18 protein-coding genes are annotated in these 17,516 nt (G+C 73.7%); 10 read left to right on the top strand and 8 right to left on the bottom strand.

What is annotated here, in order from left to right; translation table 11 throughout:
- The first annotated feature begins 2 nt into the window (after positions 1 to 2).
- Complete coding sequence (locus ABYE80_RS01185) at positions 3 to 1,112, top strand: endo-1,4-beta-xylanase (protein ID WP_372788022.1); 1,110 nt, start codon at positions 3 to 5, stop codon at positions 1,110 to 1,112.
- A 10-nt stretch (positions 1,113 to 1,122) separates the two neighbouring features.
- On the opposite strand, the gene ABYE80_RS01180 is transcribed toward ABYE80_RS01185, so the two are convergent.
- A complete protein-coding gene (locus ABYE80_RS01180; RefSeq protein ID WP_372788021.1) occupies positions 1,123 to 3,846 on the bottom strand; it encodes a WD40/YVTN/BNR-like repeat-containing protein in 2,724 nt (907 codons plus the stop codon).
- A gap of 47 nt (positions 3,847 to 3,893) precedes the next feature.
- Entirely contained in the window at positions 3,894 to 4,613 is a 720-nt protein-coding gene (rpiA, locus tag ABYE80_RS01175; protein WP_372788020.1) for a ribose 5-phosphate isomerase A, read from the bottom strand.
- Here rpiA and ABYE80_RS01170 point away from each other — a divergent pair.
- Genes ABYE80_RS01170 through ABYE80_RS01155 form a run of 4 tightly spaced genes read left to right on the top strand, consistent with a single transcriptional unit; the run spans position 4,612 to position 7,623 of the window.
- Complete coding sequence (locus ABYE80_RS01170; protein WP_372788019.1) at positions 4,612 to 5,388, top strand: ABC transporter permease; 777 nt, start codon at positions 4,612 to 4,614, stop codon at positions 5,386 to 5,388. The genes rpiA and ABYE80_RS01170 overlap by 2 nt on opposite strands.
- Positions 5,385 to 6,164, top strand: a complete 780-nt coding sequence (locus tag ABYE80_RS01165; RefSeq protein ID WP_372788018.1) for an ABC transporter ATP-binding protein — start codon at positions 5,385 to 5,387, stop codon at positions 6,162 to 6,164. Before ABYE80_RS01170 ends, ABYE80_RS01165 begins: the two co-directional genes overlap by 4 nt.
- Positions 6,161 to 6,574 carry a hypothetical protein gene (locus ABYE80_RS01160; protein WP_372788017.1) on the top strand — a complete coding sequence of 138 codons (414 nt, stop codon included), beginning with the start codon at positions 6,161 to 6,163 and terminating at the stop codon, positions 6,572 to 6,574. Before ABYE80_RS01165 ends, ABYE80_RS01160 begins: the two co-directional genes overlap by 4 nt.
- Positions 6,571 to 7,623 carry a glycosyltransferase family 4 protein gene (locus tag ABYE80_RS01155; protein ID WP_372788016.1) on the top strand — a complete coding sequence of 351 codons (1,053 nt, stop codon included), beginning with the start codon at positions 6,571 to 6,573 and terminating at the stop codon, positions 7,621 to 7,623. Before ABYE80_RS01160 ends, ABYE80_RS01155 begins: the two co-directional genes overlap by 4 nt.
- A gap of 68 nt (positions 7,624 to 7,691) precedes the next feature.
- Here the strand turns inward: ABYE80_RS01155 and ABYE80_RS01150 are convergent, their stop codons facing one another.
- The gene (locus ABYE80_RS01150; RefSeq protein WP_372788014.1) at positions 7,692 to 7,904 is read right to left on the bottom strand and encodes a hypothetical protein; all 213 of its coding nucleotides are present in this window, start codon (positions 7,902 to 7,904) and stop codon (positions 7,692 to 7,694) included.
- Between the two features lie 22 nt (positions 7,905 to 7,926).
- Here ABYE80_RS01150 and ABYE80_RS01145 point away from each other — a divergent pair, with 22 nt between their 5' ends.
- On the top strand, positions 7,927 to 8,937 hold the full coding sequence (locus ABYE80_RS01145; RefSeq protein WP_372788013.1) for an N-acetylglucosamine kinase: 1,011 nt from the start codon (positions 7,927 to 7,929) through the stop codon (positions 8,935 to 8,937).
- Between the two features lie 37 nt (positions 8,938 to 8,974).
- On the opposite strand, the gene ABYE80_RS01140 is transcribed toward ABYE80_RS01145, so the two are convergent.
- From ABYE80_RS01140 to ABYE80_RS01125, 4 genes are all read right to left on the bottom strand, one after another.
- Positions 8,975 to 9,199 carry a VOC family protein gene (locus ABYE80_RS01140; protein ID WP_372788012.1) on the bottom strand — a complete coding sequence of 75 codons (225 nt, stop codon included), beginning with the start codon at positions 9,197 to 9,199 and terminating at the stop codon, positions 8,975 to 8,977.
- 104 nt (positions 9,200 to 9,303) lie between these two features.
- Positions 9,304 to 10,098 carry a PfkB family carbohydrate kinase gene (locus ABYE80_RS01135; RefSeq protein WP_372788010.1) on the bottom strand — a complete coding sequence of 265 codons (795 nt, stop codon included), beginning with the start codon at positions 10,096 to 10,098 and terminating at the stop codon, positions 9,304 to 9,306.
- Between the two features lie 54 nt (positions 10,099 to 10,152).
- Positions 10,153 to 12,069 (bottom strand): hypothetical protein, encoded by a 1,917-nt coding sequence (locus tag ABYE80_RS01130; RefSeq protein WP_372788009.1) that lies wholly within the window; start codon positions 12,067 to 12,069, stop codon positions 10,153 to 10,155.
- Positions 12,066 to 12,890: a WecB/TagA/CpsF family glycosyltransferase gene (locus ABYE80_RS01125; RefSeq protein ID WP_372788007.1), complete on the bottom strand. Its 825-nt coding sequence runs from the start codon at positions 12,888 to 12,890 to the stop codon at positions 12,066 to 12,068. Before ABYE80_RS01125 ends, ABYE80_RS01130 begins: the two co-directional genes overlap by 4 nt.
- 124 nt (positions 12,891 to 13,014) lie before the next feature.
- On the opposite strand from ABYE80_RS01125, the gene ABYE80_RS01120 reads away from it, so the two are divergent.
- The 3 genes from ABYE80_RS01120 (at position 13,015) to ABYE80_RS01110 (ending at position 16,300) form a co-directional block, all read left to right on the top strand.
- Positions 13,015 to 14,076, top strand: coding sequence for a glycosyltransferase family 4 protein (locus ABYE80_RS01120; RefSeq protein WP_372788005.1), 1,062 nt, complete (start codon positions 13,015 to 13,017; stop codon positions 14,074 to 14,076).
- Entirely contained in the window at positions 14,073 to 15,044 is a 972-nt protein-coding gene (locus ABYE80_RS01115; RefSeq protein WP_372788003.1) for a glycosyltransferase family 2 protein, read from the top strand. The genes ABYE80_RS01120 and ABYE80_RS01115 overlap by 4 nt, the downstream gene beginning before the upstream one ends.
- 68 nt (positions 15,045 to 15,112) lie before the next feature.
- The gene (locus ABYE80_RS01110; RefSeq protein ID WP_372788002.1) at positions 15,113 to 16,300 is read left to right on the top strand and encodes an alpha/beta hydrolase; all 1,188 of its coding nucleotides are present in this window, start codon (positions 15,113 to 15,115) and stop codon (positions 16,298 to 16,300) included.
- 43 nt (positions 16,301 to 16,343) lie between these two features.
- Here ABYE80_RS01110 and ABYE80_RS01105 read toward each other — a convergent pair whose 3' ends face one another.
- Positions 16,344 to 17,246, bottom strand: a complete 903-nt coding sequence (locus ABYE80_RS01105; RefSeq protein WP_372788001.1) for a class I SAM-dependent methyltransferase — start codon at positions 17,244 to 17,246, stop codon at positions 16,344 to 16,346.
- Positions 17,247 to 17,283: 37 nt separating this feature from the next.
- On the opposite strand from ABYE80_RS01105, the gene ABYE80_RS01100 reads away from it, so the two are divergent.
- Positions 17,284 to 17,516 (top strand): glycosyltransferase (locus tag ABYE80_RS01100; RefSeq protein WP_372788000.1); only part of this gene is annotated, 233 nt, incomplete at its 3' end.

Genomic DNA, 17,516 nt, shown 5'->3' with positions numbered 1-17,516 from the left:
GCTTGACGCGCCGACGGGTCCTCACCGTCCTGTTCCTCGGGGCGGCGCTGTGCGTCGCGCTGCTGTTCGCCGTCGTGATCCGCGAGACGAGCGTTGGTGGGGAGCCCAACGGCGACGTCCCGTTGCGGCGGCTCGCCGCCGACGCGCGGATCGACGTCGGTACCGCGGTGCGGGGACCCGCCCTCCGCGACTACCCCGGCTACCGCGCGGAGCTGGCCCGCGAGTTCTCGACGGTCACGCCGGAGAACGCGATGAAGTGGGACGCGATCGAGCCGGTACGTGGGCGGCTGCGCTGGACGGACGCGGATGCCCTGGTGCGGTTCGCCCGGGCCAACGATCAGCTCGTCCGCGGGCACACGCTGGTGTGGCACAACCAGCTCCCGCGCTGGCTGACCGGGCGCGAATGGTCGGCGGAGGCCCTGGGCCGCGTGCTACGCGACCACATCCGCACCGTGATGGGGCGCTACCGCGGACGGGTCGCGGAGTGGGACGTGCTCAACGAGCTCACCGCCGACTCGGGGAAGGGCCTGCGAACGTCGTTGTGGTCGGACGTCCTCGGCGAGGATCTCGCGCCCAAGGCGCTGAGGTGGGCCCGTGAGGCCGACCCGGACGCCGAGCTCTACTGGAACGAGATCGCGGCCGACGGCCTGTCACGCAAGAGCGACGAGTTCTACCGCCGTGTCAAGGCCCTGGTGGCCGACGGGGTGCCGCTGGACGGCGTCGGCTTCCAGGCCCACTTCAACCTCGACGGCGTGCCGAAGGGGTTCGAGGCGAACCTGCGGCGGTTCGCCGACCTCGGGCTCGACGTGCGCATCACCGAACTCGACGTCGCGCTCGAGGTGCCCGCCGACGACGCCGCCCGCAAGGCCCAGGCCGACATCTACGCGCAGGTCGCCCGCGCGTGCCTGCGGGTGCCGCGCTGTGCCGGCATCACGGTCTGGGGGTTCACGGACCGGTTCTCGTGGATCCCCGCCAGCCAGCCCGGGGCCGGCGAGGCCACCCTGCTGGACCGGGGGCTGGATCCGAAGCCCGCGTACCGGGCCTTCGCCGAGGCCTTGCGCGCCGGGTCGGTCGCGCGCTCGACGGCGGCGGACGCGACGCCGAGCCCGTGACCGACGGCGGCTACCGCCGCACCACCCGGAACGCGAGCCTTCTGGACGTCGAGGTGTTGCCGGCGGCGTCGCGGGCGACGAGCGTCGCCCGGTAGCGGCCCGGCCGCAGCGCCTTCTTGCCGACCCGGCCGGTGAACGGCACGCTGCGGGCGCCGGCCGCGAGCGCCCGGCGGGTCAGGAGCATCATCGGCCGCTGGTAGGTGCAGCGCGGCTTGCGCCGGAGTTTCCTCGTCGCGGCTCTGCAGGTCTTCCCGACCTTGCGCCCCGCGGACGGCTTGGTGATGCGGATCGTCACGGTGGCCGGCTCGGAGAGGCGGAAGCGGAAGGTCGTGCCCCGGCCCGTCCGCGCCGTCGCCGCGGTCCTGCCCTTGCCCAGCGCGAACCGCGTACGGCTGAGCTTCGCCGCGCTCAGGACCGGCCGGACGAGGTCGGGCAGCGGGGTGCTCCCGGTGCCGCCGACGCCGCCCCCGGGCAGGCCGCCCCCGGGCAGGCTCCCACCCGGCGTGCCGCCCCCGGGCAGGCCCCCGCCCGGTGTGCCGCCACCCGGCGTGCCGCCGCCGGGCGGAGCGGGACGCGGGACGATCTGCAGCGCCGGGGTCTCCACCTCGACGGCGTGCGGCAGGAAGTTGTCCTGCTCGTTGTCGCTGTCGCCGTTCACGTCGGCGATGACCCGCAGGCGGATCGCCCTCCCGAGATCTCCGTCACGCACCACGTAGGTCGGGCCGTCCTCCGAGTCGGTGGTCGCCACCTTCGTGATCTGCGTGCACGCGGTCCCGTCGGCGTCGCACTGCAGCCATCGCCGCACGAAGCCGGTCGACGGGTCCTTCCAGGCGCCGACCGAGCTGCCGAGCGTCTCCCCCGGGTAGGGGTCGCCGAAGATCGATGGGGCCTTGGTGGCCGTGGCGGGCTCGGAGATGACCGGGTTGGTGGCGGCCGAGAGCAGCTCGTTGCTCAGCCCGTTCGCCGTGCCCTTGACCCGGACGCGCATGTACGCCGTGCCGTCCGCGGTCTTGAGCGTGTAGCTCTTGCCGCCCGGCTCCGCCCCGCCCGCCCCGGCGATCTTCGTGCACGTCGACTCGTCGGTCGAGGACGTGCACCGCAACCACTCCCAGGTGCGGGTGGTCGCGGCCGGGTTGAAGTACCCGTCACCGCTGGGCAGCGTCCCGAACGCGGTCAGCGTCGTGCCCACGGCGATGCTCCCGGGCGGGCTGATCGCCGGGATGTTCGTCTGGTTGTACCCGGGCATGGTCGCCGGCGCCGCCGCGGTCGCCGAGGTGACCGTGGTGCGCCTGCGGAACAGCGAGAACGTCGGGGCCGGATTGGTCACCGTGACGATCGCCCGGAAGGACTTCCCGGTGTCGGACTCCTTGACGACGTAGGTGAGCTCGTCCTCGCCGTCCATGTCGGAGCACGTGTTCTCGGCGGTGCTCGTGCAGCGCTGCCACTGGTAGGCGTACTCCAGGACCGGGGTGCCGGTCCACGTCCCGCGATCGAACACGTTCAGCACGTCCCCCGGCGTCGGGGTCGGGTCGTTGACCGACGGGCAGGCGCTGTTGCTGGCGTTCGACGTGGCCGGCGTGCTGTTCGGGCAGGTCGTTGAGGGCGGGGCGAAGGACAGGAAGAACCCGCCGTCGGACTGGGTTCCCGCGATCAGGCCCAGGGCCCCGTTGCCCGGGATCACCGGGGCCGTGAGCGACCACATGATCTCGTTGGTCGCCTGCGCGGTCGCCAGGCCGTTCTTCGTCACCTGCGACCACTTCGGCGCCTTGGGCAGGAAGCCGGCCGGCGGGTTCTCGTGGGTCTGCACCGCGTGCCACAGGGCGTTCTCCGTCGCGGCGTACAGGTGCGCGCCCTGCGCCTGGGTGAAGATCTGGAACCCACGGGCCCGCACCGCGCCGAGTCCGTCGTTGATCGCCGCCCAGGTCAGCCCGCCGTTCACCGAGCGGTAGATCCCGTCGGACGCGGTCGAGACGTAGAGCAGGTTCGGCTTGGAGGAGTCCACCCAGACCTGGATCGGGGAGGCGCTGCCGGGGATGCCGTCGCTGGTCAGCGACCACGTGGACCCCATGTCGGTGGAGCGCCAGACCCCGTCGCTGGAGGCGGCCAGCACGAACGACGGCGCGCCCGCCGGATGCCCGACGATGCTGTAGACGGCCTGGCCGGCCGCCATGCCGTTCCCGGGCACGGGCGGCTTCCAGGTGGCGCCGCCGTCGGTGCTCTTGTACACGCCGGACCCGTACGCGCTCCCGATGACGCCGGCGAGCATGACGTTCCCCGGGAAGCTGGCGAGGGACTGCACCGAGCCGTTCAGCTTCTTGGGGTTGGCCGGATCGTCCTCGGGGCCCTGTGCCAGCGGCTGCCAGGAGCCGCCGTTCGTCGACTTCCAGATCCCGGTGTCGGTCCCCGCGAAGACGGTGTCGACGCCGGAGGTCAGCAGCGCCCGCACGTTCGTCGTGGCCGGGTTCGGGAAGCCCGCGTTGAACGCGCTCCAGCTGATGCCGCCGTTGGTGCTGCGGAAGACCCCGCCACCCTCCAGCCCGGCGTAGACCTTGCTGATGTCGGTGCTGTAGGTGATCGAGCGCACCCACTGGGCCCCGGACGCGGCGTTGAGCCCCGGCAGGTGGTACCAGGTGGACGGGGCCGAGGGGATCGCCGCCGGGGCGGCTGCGGGCGGGGCGAGCAGGACGGCGAGCAGGAGGACGAGCAGGGTCCTCGACGAGCGCGAACGCGGCATGGGCGCACGGTACGCCTGCCGAACGCGCGGGGTGTCTCGTGCTGGTCTCAGCTTCGACCGGCGACCAGGCTGGTCACCGTGCCGTCGTCGCGGCCGACGAGGGCCTCGTCCGCGAGTCCCAGGAACAGGCCGTGATCCACGACGCCGGGCGTCGTCAGCAGCTGCGTGTGCAGGAGCGCGAGCGAGGCGTCCGCCGGGATCTCGGCGTCGAGCAGGAGGTGTCCCTCGTCGGTGATCCACGGATTGCCGTCGTCCTCGAGCCGCAGGCGCGGGTCGCCGACGAGCAGCGACAGCCTGCGGGCGGTCGCCTGGGTGCCGAAGCGCACGACCTCGATCGGCAGACGTCGCGTCTCACCGAGGCGGGCCACGAGCTTGGGCGCCTCGACGACGACGACGAACCGGCGCGCGGCGGTGATCACCAGGCGCTCCCGCAGCAGCGCTCCCCCGCCGCCCTTGAGCAGGTCCAGACCGGTCGTGAGCTCGTCGGCGCCGTCGATCACCAGCGCCAGGTCGGTGGACGCGGTCAGCGGCACCGGGGCGATGCCGGCCTGCTCCGCGGCGCGCTCGGTCCCGGGCGACGCGCACACCGCGGTGACGGTCGTGATCGCGTCCCCCAGGTGGCTCCTCAGCGCCTCGATGGTCGCCAGGACGGCCCGCCCGGAGCCCAGTCCGAGCGTCATGCCGGGCTCGACGAGCGCGGCCGCCCGACGGGCCGCGGCACGCCGGGCGGTGCCGTCGGAGGGATCAGTGGGAGAATCGGGGCACATGGGGGAGCTCCTGCGCTACCGCTACCTGTTCGAGCAGATGGTCCGACGTGAGCTGCGCCAGAAGTATCAGGGCAGCGTGCTGGGGGTCGCCTGGTACCTCGTCAACCCGCTGGTCCTCATGGGGGCGTACTACCTGATGTTCGGGGTCGTCTTCACGCTCGCCCAGCACGACGACTACCCGCTGTTCCTCATGGTCGGCCTGGTCGTGTGGACGTTCTTCAGCCAGGCCCTGCTGGGGGCGGCGCCCTCGCTCCTGGACCAGGGGGCGTTGATCCGCAAGGCGCCCTTCCCCCGGGAGACGATCCCCGGCGCGGTCGTGACCGTGCAGATGGTCACGTTCACCATCGTCCTGGGGCTCGTGGCGATCGTGACGCTCGGCGTGCGCGGCACCCTCGCGCCCGCGCTCCTGCTGCTGCCCCCGGTGCTGGTCGCCCTCTACGCGTTCGTGCTCGGGCTGGCCCTGGCGGTCAGCGTCCTCCACGCGTTCTTCCGGGACGTGGCGCCGATCCTGAGCGCGGTCCTGCTGCCCTGGTTCTTCCTGTCGCCGATCTTCTTCGAGCCCGCCGACATCACGCAGAAGGAGGGCGCGCGCTTCGCGATGCAGTGGCTGAACCCGGTCGCCCCGTTCATCGAGTCCGTGCGCAGCATCCTCTACGACGGCGCGGTGCCCAGCGGGGCGACGCTGCTCTACGTCGCGGTCGCGGCCGTCGTGGCCGTGCTCGGTGGCCGGGTCCTGTTCCGCGCGATGCAGCGCGAGCTGGCGGTGATCGTGTGAGCGTCGGGTCGATGGAGCGCGCGGGCGTGCTGGCGCCCGGCGAGATCCGGCTCGAGAACGCTTCCCGGGCGTTCAGCGTCCGCGCCGACCGCGGTGGGACGCTCAAGGAGCTGCTGCTGCGCCGGGGCGCCGGCTCGCACGGGCCGGGCGCCATCCAGGCGCTCGACGGCGTGACGCTGCGGATCACCCCCGGCGAGACGGTCGGGGTCGTCGGGCGCAACGGGGCCGGGAAATCCTCGACGCTCAAGGTGCTGGCCGGGATCGTGCCGCTGGACAGCGGGTCGGTGCGGCTGGGCGGCCAGGTCGTCTCGCTGCTCGAGCTCGGAGCCGGCTTCGGGCGGGACTTCAGCGGCCGCGAGAACATCCTGCTGGGCGGCGCGCTGCACGGCCTGAACCGCGAGCAGATCGAGGCGCGCCTGGACGCCATCGTCGCGTTCAGCGAGCTCGGGGACTTCATCGACGTCCCGGTCAAGACGTATTCCTCCGGCATGTTCGTGCGGCTCGGGTTCGCGATCGCGGCGCATCTCGACGCCGACGTGCTGCTGATCGACGAGGTGCTCGCGGTCGGCGACGAGGCCTTCCAGCGCAAGTGCGAGGCGCGGATCGCCGAGCAGGTCGCCGCCGGGGCGACGCTCGTGCTGGTGAGCCACGACGCGGCACTGGTGGAGCGCACGTGCGAGCGGGTCGTCGTGCTCGACGGCGGGAAGGTCGCCTTCGACGGCGAATGCCGCGAGGGGATGGGCTTCTACCACCGCATGATGGGCACACCGACATGAGGCCGCAGGACGCGCTGGAGGCGGCTCGTGCCGCCGCGGCGGCCGCGCGGGCGCGGGGCGCCTACGCCGAGGACCTCGCCGGGTTCACGATCGAGCCGACCGACCGGGTGTCCACCGAGACCCTGATGGAGTGGGCGGTCATCGAGCCCGACGAGACGCTCATGCGCTCGACCCGGCGCCTGGGTGCGCCGATCACCTGGCTGAAGCGCCTCCTGCTCCGGGGGCTGCAACAGCACTTCAACGAGCTCACGTCCCAGCAGTCGCGGTTCAACCTGCATCTGCTCGTGCACCTGGCCGAGCTGGAGGACCGCGTCAGGACGCTGGAGGACGAGAACGCGGTGCTGCGGGCGCGGCGCGGCCCGGACGTGCCGGTGCCGCCCGGCGAGCCGGGCGGGCCGGTCCAGCCGTGATCGTCCACCAGGTGCTCAGCGGCGCCGGCCCGCACGACGCGGTCACCACCCAGGCGCGCGTGTTCCGGGACCTCTTCCGGTCCTGGGGGTGGGGCGGGGACATCTTCGCCGGCCACATCGACCCGCGGATCGCGAGCGAGGTCCGCCCGCTGCGAGCCCTCGACGGCGGCGAGCTGGAGGACGATCCGATCCTGCTCGTGCACTACTCGGCCTACGCCCCGCGGCTGCGGCGGGTGCTGGACCTGCCCCACCGCACGATGCTGCTTTCGCACAACGTCACCCCGGCGCGCTGGTTCTGGGACTACGAGCCCACGGTGGCGATCCACTGCCAGCTCGGCCGGGCGCAGCTGCCCGAGTACGCCGCGCGGGCCGACGTGGTCGCCGGGGTCAGCGGCTACAACGCCGCCGAGCTCGGCAGCGACGTCGTCATCCCCATCCTGTTCGACCCGGCGGCGCTCGGACCCGCGGGCTCGCGGGCGTCGGACGGCCCCGGCGAGAACCCCGAGCTGCTGTTCGTCGGCCGGCTGGCGCCCCACAAGCGCCAGGACGAGCTCATCCGCCTGGTCGCGCTCCTGCGTGGCCACCGGCTCCCCGGAGCCCGGCTGCGGCTCGTCGGCGAACCGCTGAACCCGCACTATCGCCAGGCGCTGGAGGGGCTCGCGGCGCAGCTCGCTCCCGGCGCGGTGACGATCGAGTCGTCGCTGAGCACGGCCGAGCTCGCCGATCGCTACCGCCGCGCGGACGTCTTCGTCTGCCTGTCCGAGCACGAGGGGTTCTGCATCCCGCTGCTCGAGGCCTTCCATCTCGGGACGCCCGTCGTGGCGCGGCCGGTCGGCGGGATCCCCGAGGTCGCGGGCGACGCGGGGCTACTGGTGGAGGACCGCGACCTGGCCGTCGTCGCCGAGCTGGTCGGCCTGGTGGTCAAGGACGCGGAGCTGCGGGGTGCGCTGCGCGAGCGTGGTCGCCGTCGCGTCGGCGCGTTCGATCGCGAGCACACCGCCGCGGCGCTGCGGGCGGCGGTGGAGCGGACCGCCGCGGCCCGTCGCTGACGAGGGTGGCGGCCCCGCGAGCGGGCCGGCGGTCGCCGGGACGCGGTCGGGGTGTGAGGCCCCGGGCCTCAGAGCACCAGGCGCGGACCCGTGGAGCCTGCGCCCTCGAGGTAGAAGTGGCCCTTGCCGCGGTGCAGCTCGAAGGTCGACTGGCGCCCGTCGGCGTGCTCCACGGTGACGAGCGGGCCGCGGACGGCGACCACGGTCACCGGTTCGCTGTCGTTCAACCGGCGGATGTGCGCCGGGCCACCCACGGTCGGGACTGGGCGTGATGCGGCCATGGCACAAGGGTAGGTTGTCGGGATGGCCGTCGAGATCGTCCTGCCCACGGAGCTCGCGCGCCGCGACGCGGACGGCCCTCGGGAGGGCCTCGTCGTCGGCGTGGACGCCGGGGGGACGAAGACCCTCGCCGCTGCTCTGGACCTCGCCAGCGGGGTCGTGACGACCGGCCGCGCCGGCCCCGCCAACCCGGACGCGATCCCGATGCAGGACGCGCTGGCCGCGATGGTGGAGGCGGTCCGCGAGGCGACCGGGGATCGCGACGACACCCGCGGCGTGGTCATCGCGGGCGCCGGGACCGATGCCGGGACCATCGGTGCCGCGGTGGCCGGCGTCCTACCCGCGGCGCTGTTCGTCAACGACGTGGTCGCGGCCTGGGCGACCGTGGCGGGTGGGAAGCCGGGGATCGCCGTGATCAGCGGGACCGGCTCGAACTCCCTGGGCGTCGACGCGCAGCATCGCGCGCGCCGGGTCGGTGGATGGGGTCATGTGTTCGGCGACGAGGGTTCCGGGCACTGGCTCGGTGCCGAGATGGTCGGGGCGGCGATCCGCGCGTTCGACGGTCGGGCTCCGGCCACCGCCCTCGGAGACCTGCTCGCGCGGGAGCTCGGCGTGCCCGACGCTGGAGCCGCGGTCATGCGCCTGTACGCGGAGGGGGCCGGCAAGACGGCGGTGGCGGCCCTGGCGCCGCTGGTCAGTCGCGCGGCCGACGACGGCGACCCGGTCGCGACCGCACTGCTGCGGACCGCCGGGGAGGACCTCGCTGCGCACGTGCAGGCGATCGCCGATGCACTGGACCTCGACGCGGGGGGATCGCTCCCCGTCGGGCTGACGGGATCGACGTGGAAGGCGGGCGGTGCGCTCGTCGACGGCTTCCGGGCCGGCGTCGCGCGGCGGCTGCCGAATGCGCAGATCCAGCGGATCGAGACCCCGCCGGTGATCGGGTCACTGGCGCTGGCCCTGCATGCGTGCGGCCGCAGCGACGCGGTGGACACGCTGCTGAGCGACGCGGCGGAGCAGCTGCGGGACGCCTGAGGGCGTTCCGGGGCCCGCCTGGTGCCGGTGGCGGGCCTCAGATCGTCACGGAACCGCCCGGGGCCAGCGTCCAGAACGGGTTGTGAGCGACCTCCCACGGGTGGCCGTCCGGGTCGTGGAAGACGCCCGAGTACCCGCCCCATGGCGTGGGTGCCCCGGGCCGTGCGACCGTCGCCCCGGCGGAGGCGGCCTCGGCGAGCGTCGCGTCGACCTCCTCCGGAGATCCGACGTCGTACGCGAGGGTGACGCCCCCCCCAGCCACCCGGGTCCGCGATCACGCTGTCCTCTGCCAGCTCGGTGCGCGACCACAGGGCGAGCGCCACACCGGTGCCCGGCCGCGGCGCGGGCGGCCCGGGACCGCGCGCCTCAGGCCGTCGGCAGCAGCGCCTGGATGCGGGGCAGCAGGTCGCCGACGGCCAGCGCTGCCTCGGCGACCGCGTCGCGCGGGGCGAGCCCTTCCGCGAGCGCGAGCCCGACCGCGGCGGCGAACACGTCACCGGCGCCGGTGTCGTCGGCGAGGTCGACGACCCGCGGGGTGACCTCCACGGCGCTTCCCCGGGTCCGCACCGTGATGGGCCGGTGTCCGTCGGTGACGATCAGGGCGCCGCCCGCGGCGACGGCACGTTCGCCCAGTTCGCCGACCCAGGCGAGCTCGCCGGCGCCGAGGATCACGACGACCGGGCGGTCGATCGCCGTCGACCAGGCCGGGTCGAGCAGCCGGTGGGTGACGGGCCCGCCGGTCGCGTGGGGCCACTCCCGGACGAGTCCCTGCGGGGTGAGCACGACGACGGTCTCCGCGGGCGCTTCCGCGATCCACCCGGGGTCGAGCTCGCGCGCCACCGGTCCGAGGTGCAGCACGGTGGTGCGCGGCTGCACCTGGCCGACCGGCACCATCCCGGCCCAGTCGCGGAGCTCCTGCACCCGTTCACGGTCCGTTCCGCGGTTGACGAACTCGGTCGTCGTCGGGGTGTCGGCTCGGGCGATCGTCAGGTTCGGCAGGTCGGGCAGCAGCGCTTCGACGTCCGGCGCCGCTGCGGTGACGATGTGCGCGTCCTGGCCCCGGAGGTCGGCCGCCAGCCCTCCGAACAGCACGGTGCCGCCCGCCCGGCGGCGGCCGTCGGGGAGGCGGTCGATCGTGAGCTGGCCGACGGCGACGTACACGGGTGACACCCTACGCCGCCCGGGCGCCGCGGGCCGAAGGTCCGCCCCCGCCCGCTACGTGGTCACGCGCTCGATGGTCTGCACCATCTTCTGCGAGCAGTTCTCCCGCCCCGGCACGCCCGGGCGCTGGCGCCACAGCGTGAACGCCTGCAGCTGCCGCACCGGCCGGCCGGTCGCGTCCGCCGGTCGCGGGGCGTCGTTCTTGGTGAGGATGAAGTCGGCGCGCCGGGAGATCCGCACGTGCGGATAGGAGGTCTCGAGCAGCGGGAGCTGCGAGCACAGCGGCTGCCCGTGCAGCATGAACGCCACCCAGTTCTGCTCCTGCGGGTCGATGTCCAGCCGGACCGAGGCGCCGGGCGGCAGCGCCGCGTCGATCGAGCGCAGCGCGAGGACGTGCTTGGGCAGCTGGTCGAAGGTCCGGGAGAGCTCGTCGTTGGCGGACCCGAACGCGCTGAGCAGCAGCACCGTCGCGGCGACCGGTCCCGCCCACCGCGGCCGCGTGATCTTCGCGAGGCCGACGATCGCCAGGGTGAGCGCGATCGGCGCGATGAACGCGAGCGTCTTGAAGTGGAAGTAGAACCCGAACTCGCGGATCCGGAACCAGATCCCGAAGACGATCGCGAACGCGATCACCCCGAGCAGGCCGTTGCGCAGCCCGCGCGGCAGGGTGCGCACCGCCAGCCAGACGCCGTAGCCGAGCACCGGGAGCAGAGCGATGAAGAGCCACCACTCGGCGATCCCCACGAACCACGGCTCGGGGAAGTACCCGGTCAGGTCGCCACCCCAGTTGCGCAGGGTCCGGGTCGGGTTGAACACGACGTTGTAGGCGCTCGCGCCCTTCTCGACGACACCCCGGATCGGCACCAGCGCCACGAAGGCCGCAGGCACCATCCACAGCAGGGACCGCGGGCCGTTCCACCTCGCCCGCAGCCATGGCCGTACGCGTCGGCGCTCCGGCCACAGCAGCACGACGATCGGGATCAGCGGGATCGGGAGCGCCAAGGGGTAGGCGAACGCGAGCACGGCGGTGAAGACCGCGAGCAGCGCCATGCCGCCCCGGGTGCGTTCCTTGACCGCCCACCACGCCAGGACGAACGCGAAGGGCATCGCGAAGAACCCCCACGTCTGATTGAAGTAGGGGTGCATGACCGTGTGGAGGACCATGCGGTCCAGCCCGACCAGTCCCATCGCGACCAGCCCCACCCACCTCGGCGCGCCCAGCACCTCGCGGGCCAGGAGGTAGAAGCCGAGCGCGCTCAACCCCAGCAGGACGGCGGCCAGGGTGGAGATCGTCTGGTAGACCTCGAGCCCCGAGAGCGTGGCGACGGCTCCGAGCGCGTAGTAGATGGGCTGCTTGGAGCGCCACACGAGCGGCATCCGGTCGACCGGTTCCTCGATCGCCTCGCTCGTGGGGTGGTGGTGCTGCAGGAACATCGCGGACCCGACGGCCAGGTGCGCGTCCTGGCCCTGGCCACCGACGGTCGCGAAGCCGGCACGGAACAGCGGGATGAGCGCCACGGCGCACAGGAGCAGCGCCACGTACATCGGCCAGCCGGCCCGGCGGACCCCGGCGCGCCCGCCCACGCCCAGGACGCCGCCCGGGCGGCGACGGAGTGCCACGACGCCGACGCCCACCCCGGCGGCGAGCGTCACCGCGAGGTTGAGCTCGTACGGCACGTACGCGAACCCGAGCACCGTCATCACGAGCGCGCACGAGCAGGCGCCGACCGGCATCATCCAGAGCCACTCGCGCTCCCGCAGCCCGGCCGGCAGGAGCAGCCGCGTCACGCCGAAGCCGCACACCGTGAACAGCACGACGGCGGCGAGCCCCGCGCGCGCCAGATCGGGAACCGCTCCTCGGCCGACGACCCCGGCGGAGTCCGCGAGGTTCAGCGCCCCGAGCGCGGCGAGGACGGCCAGCGCCGGGGAGACCCAGCGCCGCGGTGACCCCTCGCCCTCGGGCGCGCTCAACTGTGGGCGTGACGAGCTCGGGCCTGCGCCATCACGCGGCCCACGAACTGCGGGTTGCCCAGCAGGTACCGGCGCCACATCCGCTGCGGCTCGATCGCCAGTCGGAAGATCCATTCGAGGCCATTGTCGGCCAACCAGCCCGGAGCGCGCGGCACGCGTCCCGACACGTAGTCGAACAGGGCGCCCACGGTCCAGACGACGTCGGTGTCCAGGCGGTGGGCGTTGTGCTGCACCCACAGCTCCTGCTTGGGGGAGCCCATCCCGACCAGCACGATGTCCGGGCGGCAGGCGTTGATGTGCTCGACCACCCGCTCGTCGTGCGGGGAGTCGGGGTCGAAGTAGCCGTGGTGGGTGCCGACGATGCGCAGCGACGGGTACCAGCGGTGCAGGCGGCGGGTGGCTTCCGCCGCGACCCCCGGCTCGGATCCCAGCAGGTAGACGGACTGCCCGGCCGACTCGCAGAGCGACGCCAGCCCCCAGATCCAGTCGGCGCCGGTCATGCGGTGAGGGATCGCCGCGTCCATCGCCTTGGCGGCCAGGCGGACGCCGTAGCCGTCGCAGTACACGAGGTCCGCGTTCTCGAGCGCGGTCCGCAGCTCCGGGATGGCGTGGGACTGGTTCAGCACGTGCGCGTTCACGTACATGACCTGGCGTGGTCCCTGGCCGTCGCCGACCCAGCCCGTGATGCGCCGGAGCAGGTCGGCGGGCTCGCCGAGGTCGACCGGGATCTCGAAGATCGTGGAACGCGGTACGGGCCCCGGTAGCGGGGCGGTCGGCACCTGTAGGTCGTGCACTACAACGTCGTCGATGACAGTCGTCACCTCGGGTTCCTCCCTGCCCGGGTTTGCCCCCTACCGCGCAAGAGGGTAGAGAACCTCCCGGCTTGACACAACGTCGAAGGTGACATGTCCCCCTTCATCGGGTCCATCGTAGGCTTCTTGACGGATGAGCATCGTCGTCGTCGACGCGCGGGACGCGTTCGCAGCACCGTTGCGGGGATGGGGACGCCATGTTCTCGGCCTCGTGGAGCATCTGCCGGACGCGCTCGGCGACGACCTGACGTTGCGCGTCGTGCGCGATGCCCACGACCCCGACGCCGGGGTGCTCGCGGCTCGCGCGCCCGAGGTGGTCTTCGAGCAGGTCGGACTGCCGCGCATCGCCGGACGGGCCGGCGCGGCCCTCGTGCACGCGCCCAACTGCTTCCTGCCGCTCCGCCGTCCGTGCGCGGGGGTCGTCACGATCCACGACCTCGCGTTCGAGTCGCATCCGGAGGACTTCTCCCGCCGCACCGGGATGAAGTACCGCTGGGTGACGCCCCGCGCGGCGCGCTCCGCCGAGGCGGTCATCTGCGTGAGCACGTGGACCGCCGAGGACGTGGCGACCCGGTACGGGATCGACCCGGCGCGCATCCGCGTGATCCCCAACGCCCCGTCGCTGCCGGTCGGCGACGGCCCCGCCGGGCTCGCGGCGGCCGGCCTTCCCGATGACGGACGTCCCTACCTCCTGGCGATCGGCGACATCCGCGGGAAGAAGAACCTGACGCGGCTCGCGGAGGCGTGGCAGGCGCTGCGCGAGCAGGAGGGCCTGACCCACCGGCTGGTGCTCGCCGGTGTGGGTGAGCCGGGTCCGGCGGCGAGCTCGGCGGCGTTCGCGGACGTCGAGTTCAGCGGCTACCTCGCGGACGGCCGGCTCGACGCCCTGCTGCGGGGCGCCGCGGCGCTGGTCCATCCGTCGCTGTACGAGGGGTTCGGACTCGTGATCGCCGAGGCGATGACCCGCGGCATCCCGGTGGCGTGCGCGGACGCGACCGCGCTGCCGGAGACGGCCGGCGGGGCCGCGGTCCTCTTCGACCCGCTGGACACCGACGCGATCGCCGCCGCGATCCTGCAGGCACTCGATCGTCGTGACGATCTGGCGGCGGCGGGACGGGCCGTCGCCGGGGCGTACTCGTGGGAGCGCACCGCACGCGAGACGGTCGCCGTGTACCGCGAGGTGCTCGCGGCATGAGCGGGACGTGCACCATCCTCGTCCTCAGCGTCGACGAGGCGTCGCTGCTGGAGGACTGCCTCCCCGCCGCGGTCGCCCAGCCGGACGCGGAGGTGGTGGTGATCGACAACGCGTGCGTCGACGGGACCCGTGCGGTCGCCGAGCGCCACGGGGCGCGGGTGATCGGCCTGCCGCAGCGCCGCAGCTACGCCGCCGCCATCAACGCCGGGCTCGCGGCGACCAACGGGGACGCGGTGCTGCTGCTGAACGCCGACTGCGTGCTGGACGCGGGGTTCCTCGACGCCGCGCGGCCCCAGCTCGAGCGGGACGGGGTCGGGTCGGTCGCTCCCCGCCTGGTCCGCGCCAGCGGCATGGCGGAGGCCGATCGCCTCGACGTCCTGGACGCCGCGGGGATGACGTTCGACCGCCGGCGCAAGAACAGCCTCGTCGCGCACGGTCGGCCCGTGGCGTCTCGCGGGCGGCGCGGCCCGGCGTTCGGCGGCGACGGCGCCTGCGTCCTGTACCGCCGTGAGGTGCTCGAGGACTGCGCGGTGGGCGCCGAGGTGCTCGACGAGGACATGGAGCTGTGGGCCAGCGACGCCGATCTGGCGTGGCGCGCGCAGCGCCTGGGCTGGTCCTGCACCTACGAGCCGGCGGCGATCGCGTGGCACGTGCGGTTCTACTCGCCCACCACGCGGGCCGAGCTGCCGCCCGAGCATCGCACGCTGCAGTTCCGCAACCGGCTCCTCATGATCGTCAAGAACGACGACCCCGGGGACCTGGTGCGTGACCTTCCCCGTCTGGTGCTCTACGAGATCCTCGCCCTCGGGTTCGCGGTGCTCCGCGAGCGGCACCTGCTGGCCGGCTACCTGCAGGCCTGGCGCCTGCTGCCCGCCGCGCGCCGTCGTCGCGCGGCGATGGCCGAGCGCCTCGCGCGCCGCGGCGGCGCGCGGCCGGTCCCGTTCGGACTCGAGCCGCCGCGGAGCTGACGCTGCCCACGGCGGCGGCCCGGTGATGCCAGGTACGGACCGCCCGGTCCACGCAATACTCCGGTGCGATGCGCCTGCTCCGGACGGTCCTGCTCACTCTGCTCGTCGCCGCGTGCGCGTCGCCGGTGGCGTCCGCCGCCGCCCGGGTGGAGACCATCGACACGCCGAGCAGGTTCGTCGACCCCGCGAAGGCCGCCTTCAACCTCCCGGCGGGCGCCGAGCCACGCGAGGGGCGGCTGCGAGCCAACGTGTGGCTGCCCGCCGGGTACGACGGTCGCCGGCGTTTCCCGGTGCTGTACCTGCTGCACGGTCACGGCGACGCCTACGACTCGTGGGTCAGCCCGCGACAGGGGGATCTCGCCGAGACGGCGGCCGGCCTGAACGCGATCGTCGTGATGCCCGAGGCGGCGCGCGGGTGGTACGCCGACTGGTGGGAGGGTGGGAAGCGTGGCCGCGACGGCCGGGCCTGGGAGCGCTACCACCTCGACGAGCTGATCCCGCTGATCGAGCGGCGCTACCGGGTGTCCGGGCGGCGGCGCGACCACGCGATCGCCGGCCTGTCGATGGGTGGCCTCGGGGCGCTCCACTACGCCGCGCAGCGGCCTGGGTACTTCGGTTCAGCCGCCTCGTTCTCCGGCGCGATCTCGATCGAGCGTCCCGAATGGCCGACGGCCTTCGACACCCAGGGAGAGGCGCACGACGACGTCTACGGGGACCCGGGCGACGCCGCCTTCTACTGGCAGGGGCACAACCCGACGGCGCAGCTGCCGAACCTGCGGGACACGCGCCTGTTCGTACGCGTGGGGGACGGCACGGCGGACCCGTCACGGCCCGCGGAGCTGGGCAACTGGTTCGGCGCCCTCGCCGAGATCGAACTGCGTCAGCAGGCCGAGGACTTCGTGCGCGCGGCTCGCGCGACGGGCGCCGACGTCCACTACGAGCCCGTCGCGGGGATCCACGACTGGCCGTACTGGCGAGACGCGCTGCGGTCCGCGATCAGCTGGGGTCTCTTCGAGGAGGTCCCCGAGGCCCCGTCCCGCTGGGCGGCGCGGACCGTGCAGCAGACCGGGCGGCTCTGGGACACGCGGTTCGTCTTCGCGCGCCCGCCGGAGGAGCTCGTCACGTTCTCCCGCGACGGGGACCGGTTGCGCATCGGCGGCACCGGACGCGTGCACCTCGCGATCAAGGGCGGTCGCCGGATGGATGTGACAGCCCCGGCGACCGTGACCGTTCCGCCGCGCCGCCCACGTCGCTGAGCCGGCTTCGCCACCGCGAACGGCCCGCCCGCGAGCGCGCGCCTCACCGTGGCCGCGCCACGACCTGCATCCGGTCGCGGAAGTCCGGGGCCAGGACGCGCCGGGCCAGCCCGGCCCGCTCGGCGAGACCGACCGCGGCCCGGGACGCCAGCGGCGAGTAGCCCTCGAGCCGCTGCAGGTAGTAGCGCGCCGTGAACGCCTTCGGCGCGGTCCGCACGTCGAGGACCTCCCACCCGTGCGTGCGCAGCAGGGTGCGGATCGACGTCCGGGTGAAGTACTGGACGTGGGTGGGCAGCACGGACCACCAGCGGCGTCCCAGGGCACGAGCGACGGCACTGCCGGCGTCGGGGAGCGCCAGCCACGCCACGCCGCCCTCGCGCAGCAGCCCGGCCACGCGATCCAGGGCCTCGCCGGGGCGCGGGAGGTGCTCGATGACGTCTCCGAGGACGACCGCGTCGAAGTGGTCGGTCGGCACCTCGGCGCGCAGCAGGTCCGCCGTCCGGACGTCGAGGCCCATCACGTCGCGCGCGTACGCCGAGGCGAAGGCGCTCGGCTCCACCCCCGTCGCGCTCCAGCCGCGAGCGCGCGCCTCCGCCAGCAGGAAGCCGACCCAGCAGCCCAGATCGAGCAGACGCTCGTGCCGGGCCGCGTGACGCTCGATGAGCGCCAGGGACCGGGCGGCGGTCGCCCGCTGTCCGGCGGCCTCCTGGAGGTAGTCGTCGCCGGCGGCGTCCGCGTAGGCGGTCTCGAGCGTCGCGGCCGGCGGCATGGGCGAGAGCTGCCCGTGACCGCACGCGCGGCAGCGCACGATGTCGGCCAGCGCCGTCCCGTACCGGCTCGTCGTGGGCGTCAGTCCGGCCAGGTCGACCTCGCTCGCGACCCGCAGATGCGGGACGAGCCCGGCGCTGCCGCAGGCGACGCAGGCCTCAGGTGCGACGGGGCTCACGGGTCCTCACCCTACCCGGGGCACTACGATCGCCCGGGTGACCGGCGCCGAACGCGAACGAGGGACGCTCGTGAGCGTCGTCGCTCCGATGTACAACGAGGTCGACTCGGTCCGGGCGTTCGTGTCGCGGACGTTCGCGGCGCTCGACGCGGAGCAGGTCGAGCTCGTGGTGGTGGACGACGGCTCGACCGACGGGACCCGCGAGGCGCTCGTCGATCTCGCGGCGGCCGACCCGCGTCTGATCGTGGTGGAGCTCAGCCGCAACTTCGG

It is taken from the genome of Paraconexibacter sp., assembly GCF_041602235.1.
Taxonomy (GTDB): Bacteria; Actinomycetota; Thermoleophilia; order Solirubrobacterales; family Solirubrobacteraceae; genus Paraconexibacter.
This window is presented reverse-complemented; position numbering and strand designations above follow the sequence as displayed.